The sequence below is a fragment of the Raoultibacter timonensis genome (genome assembly GCF_900240215.1).
GTDB lineage: Bacteria > Actinomycetota > Coriobacteriia > Coriobacteriales > Eggerthellaceae > Raoultibacter > Raoultibacter timonensis.
Window position 1 is genome coordinate 1,016,689 of sequence record NZ_LT964679.1, and the last position, 15,921, is coordinate 1,032,609.

Sequence of the window (15,921 nt, forward strand, 5' to 3'; positions counted from 1 at the left end):
GCGTGCGCCGCCGTTCGTACGGCGGCCGGCACCCTATATATCGAGCAGCTTGTGCGCCATCGCGTAGGCGACGAGATCCGCCCGCGTCTTGAGGCCGAGCTTCGCATATATCTTGCTGCGATGGGCTTCGACGGTTTTCACCGAAAGGAATATCAACTCCGATATCTCCTTGTTGGTATACCCTTTCGCCAGAAGCTGCAAGATCTCGAGCTCGCGCGTCGAGAGCTTCTTGTAGGAAGCATCGGCATCTTTGCCCCCCTCGGTAGCGAACAGCTGCTTGGTAAGGCTCGCGGCCATTTTGGGGTGGATGTAGGTTCCGCCCCCGACAACCGATTTGACGGCTCCTAAAAGCTCGTCGGAACTCGAGTTCTTGAGCACATAGCCCGAAGCGCCGCCGCGCAGCGTAAAGTACAGGTACTCGGGTTCGGCGAACATGGTGACGATCACGATGCGCGTTGCGGGATGGTCTTTCGCAATGCGCTCGCAAGCGACAAGGCCACTCTGTCCCGGCGGCATCGAGATGTCCATGAGAAGCACGTCGGGCTTCTCGCGCGCCACCACTTCGTACGCCTGCATGCCGTCGGCCGCCTCGCCGACTACCGCCATGTCGGGATCCTGTTCGATCAGCATCCTGAAACCCGATCGGACGATTTCGTGGTCGTCGGCCAATACGATCCTAATCATGCAACCCCCCATCCATGCCCATGGGGGCGACGAGCGTGACCGTCGTGCCGTTTCCCCCCGATTCGATCGACAGCGTTGCGCCGATCAGATTGGCTCGTTCCCTCATACCCGGCAACCCGCATCCGGACCCCCGTATCTCGGGACTGTCGACGTTGAAGCCGCGTCCGCTGTCGGAAACGCTCACATGGAGCCATCCGCCCGCGTTTTCGATCGAAACGTGGATCTTATCGGAATCGGAGTACTTGCAGGCGTTGAGGATGGCTTCCTGGCATATGCGGTAGGCCTGCGTTTCCAAAGCCTGGGGAAATCGCTCGGTCGTCAAATCGCCTTCGAACACGATTTCGGCTCCGTAGGTCTTTTCGAATATGGCAGCCTGCGAGCGAAGGGCCGAAGCGAAGCCGAGATGGTCGAGTGCCGAAGGCCGTAGCTCGACCGTGATGTTGTGGAGCTCGTCGAGGATTCTTTCGATGTTGGAGCCCGCCTCGTCGATAATGGTGCACTCCTGCTCGCTTCCCACCATGCCGTGCAGGCGCTTGAGGGAAAACGATACCGACCAGAGCTCCTGGGCGATGCCGTCGTGCAGCTCGCGGGAAATCCGCTTGCGTTCGTCTTCCTGGGCACCGATGATGCGGGTGATCTCGGAATGGGGTATCGGCGCATCGCTCTTGGCCGGGCGTTTCTCTTCGACGATCTTTTCGAAGTTCATGAAGCCTTCGGATACGACCTCGAGGTCGCAGATCGTGCCATCGAGGTCGTCGATCATACGCCGGTACACATCGACATGGTTTTCGTCGACCGAACGGAACGCAGCGAGCAGCGAGCCCACTACGCGCCCGCCTTTCTTCAGCGGCAAGGCGCAGAAGCTCCGGAGGTCCTCCGCGAACACGATAGGGTACGAAGAGTACTCCTGAGGGTCGATCTCCTCGTCGATGTCGGTGAAGAGCATGGGCTTACCGGATTTGATGACGATGCCGCCGATGCCGTGACCGGGGGCCAGTACGATGCGCTTATGGCGCTCGCCGGTTGCTCCCGCGCTGTATATCCACTTCAACGGGGCGCCGACGAAGGCGGTCAGCCCGATGGCGACGAAGTCGAACCCGTAGCGCTCGCAAACCTTCGACACCGCCTGCGTGTACTCGGCGCAAGCGCCGGCAAGCGTATCTTCCGGAAAATTCGATGCAGCCATATATCCCCGTCCGTGCCCGTACCCGATTATTCTGCCTGTTCCATGATAGCACTTGCGCTCGGCATGCAACCAGATCGGACGCGGTGCGGGCGAAAAGGCGGACCGCCGCGCTAAAACGCGGACAGGCGAACCCGCTTCCGCACGAGTCCGGCGTCGAATCGGCGTAAGAGTTTCCGCTCTACATCGGCGGCATCGAGAGAATCAGAGCGGCAAAGACGGCGATGCCGACTGGGCGGAAAACGAAAAGGAGCCTTCGATCGGTGAAGGCTCCTTCGATATCAATGGTGGGCGATAGAAGATTTGAACTTCTGACCCCTACCGTGTCAAGGTAGTGCTCTCCCCCTGAGCTAATCGCCCGCTTTGACGCATCGCGTAGGCGTTGCGCACCAGCGAATGGATATACTACCAGATTGAGCGCTTCTGGCAAAGGATATTTTGAAAAATCTTATCTGAGAATTTTTCAAAAAAAGGGCTTGCGCTCGGTGGTCGGTTTCAGTATCATATCTCCTTGCGTTGCGGACGTGGCTCAGCTGGTAGAGCACGACCTTGCCAAGGTCGGGGTCGCGGGTTCGAACCCCGTCGTCCGCTCCATCGTAGATTCGGGCCGGTCATTCATAACTGTGTATGGCCGGCCTTTTCGATGAAGACGCACGCATGGCGACGTGGCCAAGTGGTAAGGCAGAGGCCTGCAAAGCCTTCACCCCCGGTTCGAATCCGGGCGTCGCCTCCAGAAATTCCCTGAACGCCTTCGGGCGTTTTTTCATGCCCTGCCCTTGCCGGTTTGCCGCCGTCTCGGGCAGTCGACGGCTTCGGAACGATCCCGCGCGCTCTAGTGCAGCTCGAACCAGCTGTTCCCGTCTTTGCCGGTGCGGTACATGAACTCCTGCAGTTCGGTTGAATCGAATACGGCGAGCAGCTCCCTGAAATCGGGGACAAGCGGATACGAATCGATATCGGCGCGTTTGATCCAGCGCATTTTACCCTCGGCCGACGACGAGAGCTCGCCCGAGAATTCGGAGGTCTTGAATAGCAGCGCGATATAGCGCTCGTCGTCTTCCGACTGAAACTGCTTGACGCCGCAGAGACGCGGGTGCTCGATGGTGAGACCGGTCTCTTCCCATATCTCGCGCTTCACCGCTTCAACGAACGATTCGCCGTGCTCGACATGGCCGCCGGGAAACGTCACCCCGGGCCAGTTTTCGGCCACGCGATCCTGCAGAAGAATCTCGTCGTCTTTGTACACCATGCACAGCACGGTTACGATTGCCTGTTCGCTCGCCATATCAGCACGCTTTCGTCGCACGCGGCCGTCAGCCGCCCTCCGTTCAATATACCACCGTTACGCCCGGCTTCGGACGAAGCGGCGATCCGCAATCCTCCGATTACCCGTCGTTTGCGAAACCGTTGCCGACGCGCGCTCAGAAGCGCTCGACAAGCTCGGCGAGCGATCGCACGGTTGCATACCCGCAGTCCTCGCAAGCTCCCGCCCTGTCGACGATGATCGGCCTTATGCCCGCGGCTTCGGCTCCCCTACCGTCGGCATCGGGACGGTCGCCCACATGAACCGCCTCCCCCGCTTCGATGCCCATCCGCTCCATTGCGATGGTGAAGATCATGGGATTGGGCTTGCGGTATCCCACATCGGCCGACGAAACGATCTCATCGAAGTACGGAGCCATTCTGAGGCCCCTGATAAGGCTCTCGAGGTTCGAAGACCAATTGGATACGATTCCGAGCCTCAGATGGCGTCTCTTCAGCTCCTTGAGGCATGGCAGGACATCGTCGAGTATCCGCCAGTGCGCCGGCCGGCAATAGGATTCGTTCACTTCCCGGGCTATCCCCTCGGCATCGTGGCCCAAGCCCGTCAGGTGGCTGAGATAGCGGTACATGTCGAGGTACATCTCGACCGACCCCTCGGGAGAACACCAAAAATCGCCGTCCCTCAGATACTCCTCTTCGTAGAAGCGGTTCACAGCGGGAAGATGGACGCTCACCTCGGCCCGCTCGAGTTCATGGCCGCGTCGGACGGCAACCTCGTGAAAGGCGCCGTCGATATCGGGGTCCGCATCGATAAGCGTCGAGCCCACATCGAAAAACACCGTCTTGATCACGCTTTCTCCTCCGCTCGCAACCAGTTGTTCGAATCCGCAACGAACGATGCGCGCATCGTTCGATCGATCGGAGCACGCCGAGCCCCGCAGTCCTCGTGGCCGCGCTCAGTCCTCGTGGCCGTCGTCGGGCTCGATATGCACGAGAACTTCGATAACCTGGGGGTAACGCAGCTTGATGGCATCTTCGACCTGCTCGCTCAGGTCGTGCGCCGCGCCTACCGTCATGTCTTCGTCTACGCAGACGTGCAGATCGACGTACACTTCGCCCTCGGTGCCCCTCGTTCGGATGCGGTGCGCCTCCTTAACGCCGGGAATTCCCATGACGAACGCTTTCAACTCGTCTTCGGGAATGCGCGCATGATCCGAAAGCGTGGCGAGCGCATGCTTGAACACGTCGTAAGCGGTCGCCAGGATTGCGACGGTGACGATGAGCGCGACGATCGGATCGGCCGCGGGAAAACCGAGCGCCACGAAAACGAGCCCGACGATGACGCCCACCGACACGAGCGCATCCGACAGCGTATGGCTTGCATCGGCTGCGAGGACCTCGCTTTTAAGCTCTTTTCCTCGCCGTCTCTCGTAAAACGTGACGCCGAGATTCACGCAGAGCGTCACGATCATCACGACGAACGAAAACGGCGTCACATCGGCCGTATAGTTTCGCGATACGAGCTTCACGACGGCGCTGCTTCCAACCTCGAAGGCGGCGAGCAGCAGCAGGATGCCGATGGCGAGGCTCGCGTAGGTTTCGAACTTCGCATGCCCGTACGGATGGCTTTCGTCGGCGGGGCGCGATGCGAGCGCGATGCCGATAAGCCCTATGACGTTTCCCGCCGAGTCGAATACGGAATGGATGCCGTCTGCCTGCATGGCGGCCGAGCCGGTTGCTGCTCCGTACAGGTACTTGGCGGCCGCTACACCGAGGTTCAGAAACAGGATGACCCATAAAACGCGCCTAATCGAGCGCATGCGATCGGATACGGGAGGTTTTGCCAGCATCGCCGTTCTCGCCATGATCCCTTCCTTTCGCCCGTTGCGTCCAAGACCAGCTCGGACTGCCTGACTATACGAAAAAGGGAGTCCGTAGACTCCCTTCGATTTCCTGGTGTCGGAGGCGGGATTTGAACCCGCACACCCGTAATGTGGGCACTAGCACCTCAAGCTAGCGTGTCTGCCGTTCCACCACTCCGACGTATGCATTGCTCAAAAGCAACGTTGGATATTCTACCAAAACCTGAGCCGTTGTACAGAACTTTTTTCAACTATTATCGGATAGTTCCGTGGGGATAGATGATCATGAGCACCAAAAGCGAGAGCAGGAATACAACCGCGAAGATAATCGTGATGCGATCAAGGTTTTTCTCCACGATGCTCGTACCCGTTTGCGTCGAGTAGACCGAGCTGGCGATCATGTCGGAAATGCCGGTGCCCTTACCCGAGTGCAACAAGATGAATATGATCAAGCCGACGCCCGAAACAACCAGCAAAACCAGCGTGATAATCAACAAGGGGTTCAACGTATCTCTCTCCTCAAAACCGTACTTCTCTGCATTCGCTCACAAGTTATCGATTATAACCGCATGCTGCACCTTTACGCAAGTAGGCTTTTGCCCGTCATCTCGGAAGGCGCACATAACCCGATCAGCTCGAGCAGCGTCGGTGCGATATCGCACAGCGCACCCCTTTCGTCGGCGAGTTGGCGCCCCGTTTCGGCGTAGTCGATCAAAACGAGGGGGACGAGCGCCGTGGTGTGGGCCGTGAAGGGCGTACCGTCTTCGGCGAGCATCTTGTCGGCATTGCCGTGATCCGCCGTCAGAAGCGCAACGCCGCCCTTTTCCCGCAGCGCAGCAAGCACCTCGCCCACACCCGCGTCGACCGCTTCGACCGCTTCGATCGCAGCGGGAATGCTTCCGGTATGCCCCACCATATCGCAGTTTGCAAAGTTGACCAGGTATACGTCGGCTTCGTCGGCGCGTATGGCAGAGGCGAGCGCCTCAGCCACCTCCGGCTCGCTCATCTCGGGCTGCAGATCGTAGGTCGCAACCTTCGGGCTCGCTACGAGCTTGCGCACCTCCTGGGCCTTCGGCGCTTCGACTCCCCCGTTCAGGAAGAAAGTCACGTGCGCGTACTTCTCGGTCTCGGCTATGTGGTACTGGACGAGCCCCGACTCTGCGAGCACGTCGGCAAGCACGTTTCGGGGGAATTCCTTCGCAAACGCAATCGGCGCGCCGATGGTCGGATCGTACTCGGTCAGGCAGACGAACGAAACGCGAGGATGCGCTTCCCTCTCGAAACCCGCGAAGTCTCCATCGGTAAACGCGCGCGTCAGCTCGCGGGCGCGATCGGGCCTGAAGTTGAAGAATACGACCGAATCGCCGTCGCGTACGCCCCGCTCGTCGAACGATATGGGCTCGAAGAACTCGTCGGTCACGCCGGCGTCGTAGGACGCGCGCATCGCATCGACGGGGTCGATCGCCGAATACGGCTCTCCCCCCACGATCGCTCGGTACGCCCGCTCGACGCGCTCCCAGCGGTTGTCGCGGTCCATCGCGTAGTAGCGCCCGTCGATCGATCCGATGGACAGGGCGGTTTTGTCCGTGGAAATGCGCTCCATCTCGCCTTCGAGCTCCTCGATGAACCCAAGGCCGCTCTTCGGCGGCACGTCGCGCCCGTCCATGAAGCAATGCACGCGCACCTCGGGAACGCCCATCGAAGCGGCAAGCTCCAAAAGCGCGTAGAGATGTGCGTTGCTCGAATGCACGCCGCCATCCGAGAGCAAGCCCATGAGGTGGAGCACCGCCCCCGGCTTCGACGCGTTCTCGTACGCGTTCCGTATAACGGGGTTCTCGGCCAGCGAACCGTCACGGCACGCGCGGTTGATCCTCGTCAGCTCCTGGTACACCACGCGCCCGGCGCCGATGTTCAAATGCCCGACCTCCGAATTGCCCATCTGCCCGTCGGGCAGGCCCACCGGTTCGCCCGAAGCATCGAGAACGGTTTTCGAGCACATGCCGAACAGTTCGTCGAGCACCGGCGTCGAGGCAAGGGAGATCGCGTTGCCGTCGCCGGGTTCGGCCAAGCCGAACCCGTCCATGATGATGAGGCACGCGGGAAGCGTCAGATCCCGTTTTTCTGCAGAGGCCATGGATGCGCTCCTACAGGCAGGCTTTGATAAGCTGCACGAACGTTTCGGCCTTGAGGCTGGCACCGCCGACGAGTCCTCCGTCGATGTTCTCCATGGCCATGAGCCCCTCGACGTTGCCGGGGTTCATCGAACCGCCGTAGAGCACGCGCATGTCTTCGGCCGTTTCGGCATCGGCGATTTCGGCCACCGTACGCCTAATGGCCGCGCACACCTCGTCGGCCTGTTCGGGCGTAGCGGTGCGGCCCGTGCCGATCGCCCAGACCGGCTCGCTGGGCACCCCGCCATCGGCCTCACCAGCCGCCTCACCCCCTTTTACNNNNCCGCCGTAGAGCACGCGCATGTCTTCGGCCGTTTCGGCATCGGCGATTTCGGCCACCGTACGCCTAATGGCCGCGCACACCTCGTCGGCCTGTTCGGGCGTAGCGGTGCGGCCCGTGCCGATCGCCCAGATCGGCTCGTAGGCAACCACGCATGCGGCTACCTCGTCGGCATCGAGCCCCGCAAACGCCGCGCGCACCTGGGCGCACACGAACTCGAGCGTCGTTCCCTCTTCGCGCACGGCATGCGATTCGCCGACGCATACGATAGCGCCGAGATCCTCGGCGATGAGCGCCTTGACCTTCTTGTTGACGGCCTCGTCGGTCTCGCCGAACAGCTCGCGACGCTCGGAGTGGCCGACGATCGAATAGGCGCAGCCGATCTCCTTTATCATGGGCACTGAGATTTCGCCCGTGAACGCCCCCGAAGGCTCCCAGTACACGTTCTGGGCAGCAACTTTGATCTTGACCTTGTCGAAGTCGAGCACGGTCTTTGCGGGTTTGAGATCCGTGAACGGCGTGCACAGCACGATCTCGACGGCGTCCTCCCACTCTTTCTTCTCGTACTGGTTGGAAATCTCCTGCGTGAGGACGACGGCTTCGGAGATGGTGTTGTTCATCTTCCAGTTTCCGGCCATCATGGGGATGCGCGCCATGTTCATCATTCCTTTCGCTTGCTATGCGTTCATCGGAGGGCTTCGACGCCGGGCAGGGCCTCGCCCTGGACGAGTTCCATCGAAGCGCCGCCGCCCGTCGAGATGAACGTCATTCTGCTTCCCAAATCGAATTTGTTGACAGCCGCTACGCTATCGCCGCCGCCGATGATGGTATCGGCTTCTTGGTTTTCGGCGACGGCCACGGCAACGGCCTTGGTGCCGGCCTCGAACGCCTTCATCTCGAAAACGCCCATGGGGCCGTTCCAGAATACCGTTTGCGCCCGAGCTATCGCCTCGGCGTAGAGCTTCGCGGTCTCGGGACCGATATCGAGGCCCATCATATCAGAGGGCATCGCGTCGGTCGAAACGGTTTCCGTCTTGGCATCTTCCGAAAACGCATCGGCCGCAATTACGTCGACCGGCAGCAATATCTCAACGCCGGCTTCCTTAGCGCGGGCAAGCGTCGCCGCGGCGCGCTCGATCCAATCCTCTTCTTTGAGGGAGGTGCCCACCTCTTTGCCCGAAGCGAGCAAGAACGTGAAACACATGCCGCCTCCGACGATGAGCGTGTCGCACTTTTCGATGAGCGCATCGATGACCTTGATCTTGTCCGACACCTTCGAACCGCCGAGTATGGCAACGAACGGGCGCTTCGGCTTCTCGAGCATGCCCGTAAGCGTCGAGACCTCCTTCGAGAGCAGGTACCCGGCATAGGCGGGCAGAAGCGATGCGATGCCCGCAGTCGAAGCATGGGCTCGATGCGCCGTGCCGAACGCGTCGTTCACGTACACGCTTCCGAGGCTGGCAAGTTCTTCGCAGAACGCCGGATCGTTTTTCTTCTCGCGGGAATCGAAGCGCAGGTTCTCGATCAGCAGTATCTGCCCGTCTTCGAGCGATGCGGCTTTCGCTTGAGCGTCCTCGCCCACGGTATCGGCAGCGAACACCACCGGACGCCCGAGAAGTTCGCTCAAGCGGCGCGCAGCAGGCCGGAGAGAAAAGGCCTCCTCGAAGCCCGTACCCGAGGGACGCCCCAAGTGGCTCATCAGGATGAGCCGAGCGCCCTTGCCCGCAAGGTAATCGATAGTGGGCAGCGCGGCCCTGATGCGGGTGTCGTCGGCCACCTCGCCGTCTTTGAGCGGGACGTTGAAATCGACGCGCACGAGCACGCGCTTGCCGGCAACGTCTGCCGATTCGAGGGTTTTGATATCGGACATGGAACAGCCTCCTTGATACATGATCGAAACGCACTATCGCAGGTTCGCCGAAGCCATCAAGAAGCCCCGAGGTGCCCGAGATTGCCACGAGGGCCCGGCGATGCGCGCTTTCGCACGCGAACCGGGCCCAAAGCGACAAGATTGGGTGCCTCGGGGCTTTGCAGCGTCGGCTTGAGTTCTCACCCGTTAGAGCAGGATCTTCGCCAAATCCTTCACGCGGTTCGAGTAGCCCCACTCGTTGTCGTACCAGGAAATGCACTTGGCGAAAGTACCCTGGCCGCCCATGACCATAGTGAGCTTGCTATCGAAGACCGAGGAGTGGGCGTCGCCCACGATATCGACCGATACGATCGGATCTTCGGTGTACTCGAGAATACCCTTCATCGGACCCTCGGCAGCCGCCTTCATGGCTGCGTTGATCTCCTCGATCGTCGCCTCGCGCTCGAGTTCGACCGTGAGGTCGACCATCGATCCGTCGGGAGTGGGAACGCGGGTTGCGAATCCGTCGAGCTTGCCTTTGAGCTCGGGAAGCACGAGCGACACCGCACGGGCGGCACCGGTGGTGGTCGGGATCATGGACAGCGCAGCGGCACGGGCGCGGCGCAGGTCCTTATGGGGAAGATCGAGGATCTTCTGATCGTTGGTATAGGAATGGATCGTATTCATATAACCGCGCTTGATGCCGAACGTGTCGAGCAGAACCTTGGCGAACGGGGCGAGGCAGTTCGTCGTGCACGACGCGTTCGAGATGATGTTGTGCTTGTCCTTATCGTAGTCGCCGTCGTTGACGCCCATGACGATGGTGATGTCCTCGTTCTTCGCGGGAGCGGAGATGATGACCTTTTTCGCGCCGGCCTCGAGATGTGCGGCGGCTTTCGTGCCGTCGGTGAAGAAGCCCGTCGATTCGACGACGATGTCGACGCCGAGCTCGCCCCAGGGGAGATTTGCGGGCTCGCGCTCGGAAAGAACCTTGACCGCACGGCCGTCGGCGACGAATCCGTCTTCGGTCACCTCGACGGCGTCGAATGCGCGTCCATGGATGGAATCGTACTTCAGCAGGTGGGCCATCGTCGGAATGTCGCCCAGATCGTTTACGGCGACCACTTCGAGCTCGGGATCGTTCGCCATCGCACGGAACACCAGACGGCCGATGCGACCGAATCCGTTAATACCTACCTTGGTTGTCATTCGTATCCCCTTTCCATAAAGATACTCAAGCGGGCCTGCGTCTTCGAGGCAATGGTACCCTTGCAGGCAACAAAGCCCCTATAACCGCAGGCATTCCCACAAAAAAAGCATCCGAACCAACGGGCTTCGAGACGCTTCGCACGCGCCGATGCCATCCGCGGCGGATGGCATCGGTTGCGGATTTCAGTTTAATCCCCAAGCTCCTTGGCCATCTGCTCAATACGGCGAACGCGGTGATACACCGCCGATTTGGACAGCGGAGGATTGGCTTTCTCGCCGAGCTCTTTGAGCGTGGCATCGGGATTGGTTACCCGCAGCTTGATGAATTCCTGCAATGCGGGCGGCAGGTTCTCCATCCCGTAGGCATCGACCACTTTGCGGATGGCGAATATCTGATCGACCGAAGCGTTGGCGGCTTTCGCCTGGTTGGCGATCTCGGCATTGGTGATGCGGTTCACATCGTTGCGCACGCTTTTGATGACCCGTTCGTTTTCCATGGAGAGCGCACTGTGATGAGCTCCGACGAACGCGAGGAACTCGAGGATCGCCGTACCGCTCTTCAGGTACACCATGTACGAGCTTCTCCGCTGCATGACGCGCGCGTTGATCCCCTTGCTCGCCATAAGCTCGACAAGCCCCTCGGCAAGGCTTTCCGACTCCACCGTGATCTCGAAGTGGAAATCGCCGCGCGGGTTCGAGATGAACCCGCTGCCGAGAAACGCGCCCCTCAGATACGCCGCCGCGCAGCACTGCTTTTCTACGAGTTCGGGCATTATGCCCATCTCGAGGCCCTCCCCGGACAGTACGCCCATATCGCGCAGCGCGCCTTCGAGTTTGGGCTGCGTCGGCACTTCGATGAGGTAGTTCGGCGTTTTGTGCAGAACGCTTCTGCGTACGGTGAGGTTGGTCTTGAGCTCGTATATGCCGTGCAGAAGCTTGATCACGAGGCGTGCCACGCTCGGCACGTCGGTCGCTATCTCGATGCGGTAGCGACCGGGGCCGCCGAAGAAGAGCGTACCCTCGATGCGCACGAGCGCCGCAAGCGTTGCCTTGTCGCAGTGGCTGCACATCGGGGCAACGCGTGCGAGCTCGTCTTTCACCTCCGCGGTGAACGACATAGTCTCATCACCCCCGCAAACGCAGCCCTAAGCGCACGGGGATCATGCCACGTCGGGCGCTGGGGATCGACGAGGTTGCGTGCTACGACCACGGGGCCCTCCGCCTGTATCGCCTGCACGTCGGCGTAGGACACCGCAACCGGACGGACGCGCCCCGAAAGCTGGGCGTCGCCAAGCTCCGACATCGTCGAAACCCTGTCGCCTTCCCCCACCGCTGCATTGTAGCTTTCCGAAAGCGCGTCCTCGGGGCGCAGCGGTTCGGGTGCGTGCACCAAGACGTAATCGAGCAGGCCGCGCATACCGTGGTCCATGAGCGCCGAAACGTGCTCCTTGGCAGACAGGCCCCACGTCTCCCCCTGCATGTCGGCAAGCGAGCACACGAACAGGGTGCGCCCCTTCGAGGTCTTGATCGCCTCGACGATGCCGGGAACGAGCAGGTTCGGGATGATCGAGGTGAACAGCGACCCCGGCCCGAGTACGATGAGATCGGCGTTGCGAATGGCCTCGAGCGCGGGGCCGTAGGGTTCGGGCTCCCTGCTGGCCTGCAGCCATACGTACTGGAGCGCCGTCGACGATCGGCAGGCGTTCGCCTGGCCCATGAGGCGGGATCCGTCGCGCGTCTGGGCGCACAGCGTCACGCGGTCGAGCGTAGACGGATAGACGCGTCCGCGCGCATCAAGCAGCTTTTCGCAGATGGCGATGGCTTCGGGAAAGGAGCCCGTCGCATCCTCGAGCGCCGAGAGCATGAGGTTTCCGAGCGTATGGTTCTGAGCGAACTCGAATCGGTATTTGAAAGCGCGGGTGAGCGGGTCGTTCGCATCGGCGGCGAAGGCGGCAAGGCACTTGCGCACATCGCCGGGCGGCGTCACGTTCGCCTCTTCGCGCAGGATGCCCGTCGATCCCCCGTCGTCGGCCATCGCCACGACGGCGCTCGTCTCGAACCCCATGGAGAGCAACGTGCGGATGGACACCGGCGCACCCGTTCCTCCCCCGATCACGACTGCGCGTATATGCTGATTCCCCGAAACGAGCGGTTCGGATCCGCTGATGGCCGCAAAGGCGGCCGTGTTGGACGGATCCTGGCTGAACGGATGGCCCATCATTGCAGGCTCCGTTCGCCCTTGCCCGTTTCCGCAAGCGACAGATCACGATGGGCGATGCTCACCCGATAGCCCTTGGCCTTGAGGTACTCTCCCGTCGACTCCGCTATCGCAACGCTGCGATGCTGGCCTCCCGTGCAGCCGATGGCGATGGCGAGTTGTTGCTTGCCCTCCGCCACGTATCCGGGCATGACGCAATCGAGCAGAGAGCGCCACTTCTTTTGAAACTCCTCGGTTTCGCTGCGGTACATCACGAAATCGCGCACCGGGGCGTCGAGGCCGGTCAGACGTTTCAGCTCGGGCTCGTAGTACGGGTTCGGGAGGAACCGCACGTCCATGACGATATCGGCGTCGAGCGCCGCGCCGTGCTTGAATCCGAACGAGTAGACCGTCACCGTGAGCGCCGCGCGCTCGTCGCCTTCGGAGAACAGCGAACGGATGGTGTTCTTAAGCTTCTGGGGCAGCATGTCGGTCGTGTCGATGAGGTCGCTTGCCGTATCCTTGACGGCCCGCAAAAGGCTCCGCTCCTGCTGGATGCCCTGACCGATCGTCATGCCCTCGCCGCACAGAGGATGGCGGCGCCTGCTCGATTTGTAACGCGCGATGAGCTTGTCGTCGTCGGCGTCGAGAAATACGAGACGGTAGGCAACGCCGCGTTTCTTGAGATCGTCGAGTTCGCACATGAGGTCCGAAAAGAAATCGCGGTTGCGCGCATCGCATACCACGGCGAGCCTGCGCGCCGCATCGGGCTGCCCCGGCATCCCCTCGAGCGCAAGCAGCGTTCCGATCAGGCTTGCGGGAAGATTATCGATGCAGAAGTAACCGAGATCCTCGAATGCGTGCATCGCTTCGGTACGGCCCGCGCCGCTCATGCCGGTCACGATGACGAGTTCGGGCATGATGCGAGCGTCTTGCTCTGAACAGGATGCTCCGTCTCCGATGGCGGTTTCGTTCATGATGCCTCCTCGGTTGGGTGTTTGTCGTGTACGCATTCCGCGCCTGCCCGCGCATCTTCGCCTTCGGCGGCCTGCTCGGTGTTTTCCTTCTCATTATACTGCCTGAGCACCGCGTACAGCTCTTCGGCGACTTCGACGGGTACGGCTCGCGACGCCTTGATCTCCTCAAGCGACGCCGCCTTGAGGTTGCGAAACGATTTGAACGCCTTCATGAGCGCTTTCTTGCGCACGGGGCCCAAGCCCACCACGTCGTCGAGCACGCTTGCCGTCATGCCCTTGCCGCGCAGTTCGCGGTGGAACGTGATGGCGAATCGGTGCGCCTCGTCGCGGACCTGCTTGACGAGGTAGAGGGACGACGACCCGCTCGGCAGCACCACAGGGCCCGTATCCTGCCAGGGGACGAACAGCTCCTCGTCGCGCTTTGCAAGGCCGGCGAGCGCGATGTCGTCGATGCCGAGCTCGTCGAACATATCGATCGCTGCGGAAAGCTGCGGCTTGCCGCCGTCGAGGATGATGAGGTCGGGCTTGCTGCCGAACCGCTCGTCGGCCATCCGCTCGGGCGCGTAGCGGCGTCCGAGCACCTCCTGCATCGAGAGGAAGTCATTCGCCTCGTCGAGCGGTGTCTTGATCTTGAACCGACGGTACTGGTTCTTGTCGGGCTTACCGTTGGTGAACACGACCATCGAGGCCACCGTGTAGCTGCCGTGGATGGTGGAGATGTCGAAGCACTCGATGCGCATCGGCGGCTCGTCGAGCGCAAGGGCGCTCTCGAGCTGCAGCAGCGCGTCGTTGATGCGCTTGTCCTCGTAGTTGGTGCGCACCTTGTAGCGCATGAGCGCGTGCTTCGCGTTGGTCTCGGCCATGTCGAGCAGATCGGCCTTCTCTCCTTTCCGCGGGGCGGTGAGCCTGACCTTCGCCCCGTACGGGCTCGCGAGCTTCTCGGTCAGCCATTCCTGCATGACCTCCGCGTCATCGGGCTCGTCGCGCACGATGACCTCGTGCGGAACGGATGTGGTCGTGTCGTAGTAGCGCAGAAGGAACACGTGCACGAGATCTTCGTCAGGAACGTCTTTGCCCTTGTTGAGGATGAATTCGTTGCTGTTGATGATACGGCCTTCGCGGATCATGAACACGTTGACTCCCGCGATCGTTTCCTCGCGGAACACGCCTACGACATCGGCGTTGAGGTTGCGCGAGGAAACCGCATGCTGCTTGTCGCACAGCGAGTTGATCGTACCGATGCGGGATTTGATGCGCGCTGCCCGCTCGAAATCGAGCTCTGCGGCCGCCTCCTGCATTTCCGCCTCGAGCTCCTCGACGAATTCGCGGTGCGAGCCCGAGAGGAACCGCTCGATGCGCTTGACGTTATCGCGGTACTCTTCGGGCGTGATGCCGCCGCAGCAGGCGCCGGGACCGAGCCCCACATGGGCGTCGAAGCACGGCTTCACGCCGTCGGCTCCGAGGAACGCCCCGAGGTCCTCGCTCTCGAGCTTGCGCTTCATCCGGCGCCAATCGGCACACGAGGTCGAGCACAGCGGCACGACCCTGCGCGCGATGTCCACCATCTCGCGCGCGGCGCGGCTATCGGTGTAGGGGCCGAAGTACTTGGTGTCGGCGCGGTGCTTCTCACGCGTGTACTTGATTGCCGGGAACACGTCGCCCTTGGTGAGCGCGATGAACGGGTAGCTCTTGTCGTCCTTGAAGTCGGCGTTGAAGTACGGCGAGTACTGGTTGATGAGGTTCTTTTCGAGCACGAGGCTCTCGTGCTCGTTTTCGGTCACGAGGTAGTCGAACGAGTCGATCTGGTCGACGAGCAAAGGGATCTTCGCGCGGTCGTCCTGGTAGTTCACGTACTGGCGCATGCGCGCACGGAGCTGCTTGGCCTTGCCTACGTAGATGACCTGGCCCGACTTGTCCTTCCACAAGTATACGCCGGGCAGCGCCGGTACGCTCGCGAGTTCGTTTTTGATGCGTTCGAGTTTTTCCATGTTGCCAGTATACGATATAGGGCAAACGGACGTTCACCCGCGTTCACGGTTCCTTCAAAGGAACGCGGATGCACATCAGCGTTCACGATGCCCGCGCGGGCAGAAAGCCAGGAGGTCGAACCGCCGCGGTCGGGCGCTACCGACATCCGCTTGGCCGCCGACTTCCCGTATAATGGCAGGAAACGCAAGATTTACGTCGCCGCACAAGCCCCGAAGACCCGTTTTCAAGGAGAGGCGACCGCTGGCATGCCGCCGAAC

Annotated in this window: 14 protein-coding genes and 4 tRNA genes; 2 read left to right on the plus strand and 16 right to left on the minus strand. The window is 61.3% G+C overall.

Features of this window, described 5'->3' with window-relative positions:
* Positions 1 to 33 precede the first annotated feature (33 nt).
* The 3 genes from C1722_RS04470 to C1722_RS04480 form a co-directional block, all read right to left on the minus strand.
* Complete coding sequence (locus C1722_RS04470) at positions 34 to 684, minus strand: response regulator transcription factor (RefSeq protein ID WP_102378182.1); 651 nt, start codon at positions 682 to 684, stop codon at positions 34 to 36.
* Entirely contained in the window at positions 677 to 1,870 is a 1,194-nt protein-coding gene (locus C1722_RS04475) for a GAF domain-containing sensor histidine kinase (protein WP_102378183.1), read from the minus strand. Before C1722_RS04475 ends, C1722_RS04470 begins: the two co-directional genes overlap by 8 nt.
* 282 nt (positions 1,871 to 2,152) lie before the next feature.
* Positions 2,153 to 2,227, minus strand: a tRNA-Val gene (locus C1722_RS04480).
* Between the two features lie 158 nt (positions 2,228 to 2,385).
* Here C1722_RS04480 and C1722_RS04485 point away from each other — a divergent pair.
* Positions 2,386 to 2,461, plus strand: a tRNA-Gly gene (locus C1722_RS04485).
* A gap of 65 nt (positions 2,462 to 2,526) precedes the next feature.
* A tRNA-Cys gene (locus C1722_RS04490) sits at positions 2,527 to 2,600 on the plus strand.
* A gap of 99 nt (positions 2,601 to 2,699) precedes the next feature.
* Here C1722_RS04490 and C1722_RS04495 read toward each other — a convergent pair.
* The 13 genes from C1722_RS04495 to uvrC all read right to left on the minus strand — a co-directional run bounded on the left by C1722_RS04495 (position 2,700) and on the right by uvrC (position 15,663).
* Positions 2,700 to 3,152, minus strand: coding sequence for an 8-oxo-dGTP diphosphatase (locus C1722_RS04495; protein ID WP_102378184.1), 453 nt, complete (start codon positions 3,150 to 3,152; stop codon positions 2,700 to 2,702).
* A 136-nt stretch (positions 3,153 to 3,288) separates the two neighbouring features.
* A complete protein-coding gene (locus C1722_RS04500; protein ID WP_102378185.1) occupies positions 3,289 to 3,981 on the minus strand; it encodes an HAD family hydrolase in 693 nt (230 codons plus the stop codon).
* 105 nt (positions 3,982 to 4,086) lie between these two features.
* Complete coding sequence (locus C1722_RS04505; RefSeq protein ID WP_102378186.1) at positions 4,087 to 4,995, minus strand: cation diffusion facilitator family transporter; 909 nt, start codon at positions 4,993 to 4,995, stop codon at positions 4,087 to 4,089.
* A gap of 89 nt (positions 4,996 to 5,084) precedes the next feature.
* A tRNA-Leu gene (locus tag C1722_RS04510) sits at positions 5,085 to 5,173 on the minus strand.
* 73 nt (positions 5,174 to 5,246) lie between these two features.
* Entirely contained in the window at positions 5,247 to 5,498 is a 252-nt protein-coding gene (gene secG, locus C1722_RS04515; RefSeq protein WP_102378187.1) for a preprotein translocase subunit SecG, read from the minus strand.
* Positions 5,499 to 5,572: 74 nt separating this feature from the next.
* Complete coding sequence (gene gpmI / locus C1722_RS04520; RefSeq protein WP_102378188.1) at positions 5,573 to 7,126, minus strand: 2,3-bisphosphoglycerate-independent phosphoglycerate mutase; 1,554 nt, start codon at positions 7,124 to 7,126, stop codon at positions 5,573 to 5,575.
* A gap of 10 nt (positions 7,127 to 7,136) precedes the next feature.
* Positions 7,137 to 8,108, minus strand: a complete 972-nt coding sequence (tpiA, locus tag C1722_RS17545) for a triose-phosphate isomerase (RefSeq protein ID WP_425319337.1) — start codon at positions 8,106 to 8,108, stop codon at positions 7,137 to 7,139.
* 20 nt (positions 8,109 to 8,128) lie between these two features.
* Positions 8,129 to 9,313, minus strand: a complete 1,185-nt coding sequence (locus C1722_RS04530; RefSeq protein WP_102378189.1) for a phosphoglycerate kinase — start codon at positions 9,311 to 9,313, stop codon at positions 8,129 to 8,131.
* A 186-nt stretch (positions 9,314 to 9,499) separates the two neighbouring features.
* On the minus strand, positions 9,500 to 10,501 hold the full coding sequence (gap, locus tag C1722_RS04535; protein ID WP_102378190.1) for a type I glyceraldehyde-3-phosphate dehydrogenase: 1,002 nt from the start codon (positions 10,499 to 10,501) through the stop codon (positions 9,500 to 9,502).
* Positions 10,502 to 10,689: 188 nt separating this feature from the next.
* A complete protein-coding gene (gene whiA, locus C1722_RS04540) occupies positions 10,690 to 11,619 on the minus strand; it encodes a DNA-binding protein WhiA (protein WP_102378191.1) in 930 nt (309 codons plus the stop codon).
* Positions 11,598 to 12,722, minus strand: a complete 1,125-nt coding sequence (locus tag C1722_RS04545) for a gluconeogenesis factor YvcK family protein (RefSeq protein ID WP_102378192.1) — start codon at positions 12,720 to 12,722, stop codon at positions 11,598 to 11,600. Before C1722_RS04545 ends, whiA begins: the two co-directional genes overlap by 22 nt.
* The gene (gene rapZ, locus C1722_RS04550; RefSeq protein ID WP_425226283.1) at positions 12,719 to 13,675 is read right to left on the minus strand and encodes an RNase adapter RapZ; all 957 of its coding nucleotides are present in this window, start codon (positions 13,673 to 13,675) and stop codon (positions 12,719 to 12,721) included. Before rapZ ends, C1722_RS04545 begins: the two co-directional genes overlap by 4 nt.
* On the minus strand, positions 13,672 to 15,663 hold the full coding sequence (gene uvrC, locus C1722_RS04555) for an excinuclease ABC subunit UvrC (RefSeq protein WP_102378193.1): 1,992 nt from the start codon (positions 15,661 to 15,663) through the stop codon (positions 13,672 to 13,674). Before uvrC ends, rapZ begins: the two co-directional genes overlap by 4 nt.
* Between the last annotated feature and the right edge of the window lie 258 nt (positions 15,664 to 15,921).

Coding starts and splice junctions, on each gene's coding strand:
- C1722_RS04545 (WP_102378192.1), bottom strand. CDS start 12,722: ATGATGGGCCATCCGTTCAGCCAGGATCCGTCCAACACGGCCGCCTTT.
- C1722_RS04475 (WP_102378183.1), bottom strand. CDS start 1,870: ATGGCTGCATCGAATTTTCCGGAAGATACGCTTGCCGGCGCTTGCGCC.
- C1722_RS04530 (WP_102378189.1), bottom strand. CDS start 9,313: ATGTCCGATATCAAAACCCTCGAATCGGCAGACGTTGCCGGCAAGCGC.
- C1722_RS04495 (WP_102378184.1), bottom strand. CDS start 3,152: ATGGCGAGCGAACAGGCAATCGTAACCGTGCTGTGCATGGTGTACAAA.
- gpmI (WP_102378188.1), bottom strand. CDS start 7,126: ATGGCCTCTGCAGAAAAACGGGATCTGACGCTTCCCGCGTGCCTCATC.
- whiA (WP_102378191.1), bottom strand. CDS start 11,619: ATGTCGTTCACCGCGGAGGTGAAAGACGAGCTCGCACGCGTTGCCCCG.
- C1722_RS04505 (WP_102378186.1), bottom strand. CDS start 4,995: ATGGCGAGAACGGCGATGCTGGCAAAACCTCCCGTATCCGATCGCATG.
- C1722_RS04470 (WP_102378182.1), bottom strand. CDS start 684: ATGATTAGGATCGTATTGGCCGACGACCACGAAATCGTCCGATCGGGT.
- rapZ (WP_425226283.1), bottom strand. CDS start 13,675: ATGAACGAAACCGCCATCGGAGACGGAGCATCCTGTTCAGAGCAAGAC.
- gap (WP_102378190.1), bottom strand. CDS start 10,501: ATGACAACCAAGGTAGGTATTAACGGATTCGGTCGCATCGGCCGTCTG.
- uvrC (WP_102378193.1), bottom strand. CDS start 15,663: ATGGAAAAACTCGAACGCATCAAAAACGAACTCGCGAGCGTACCGGCG.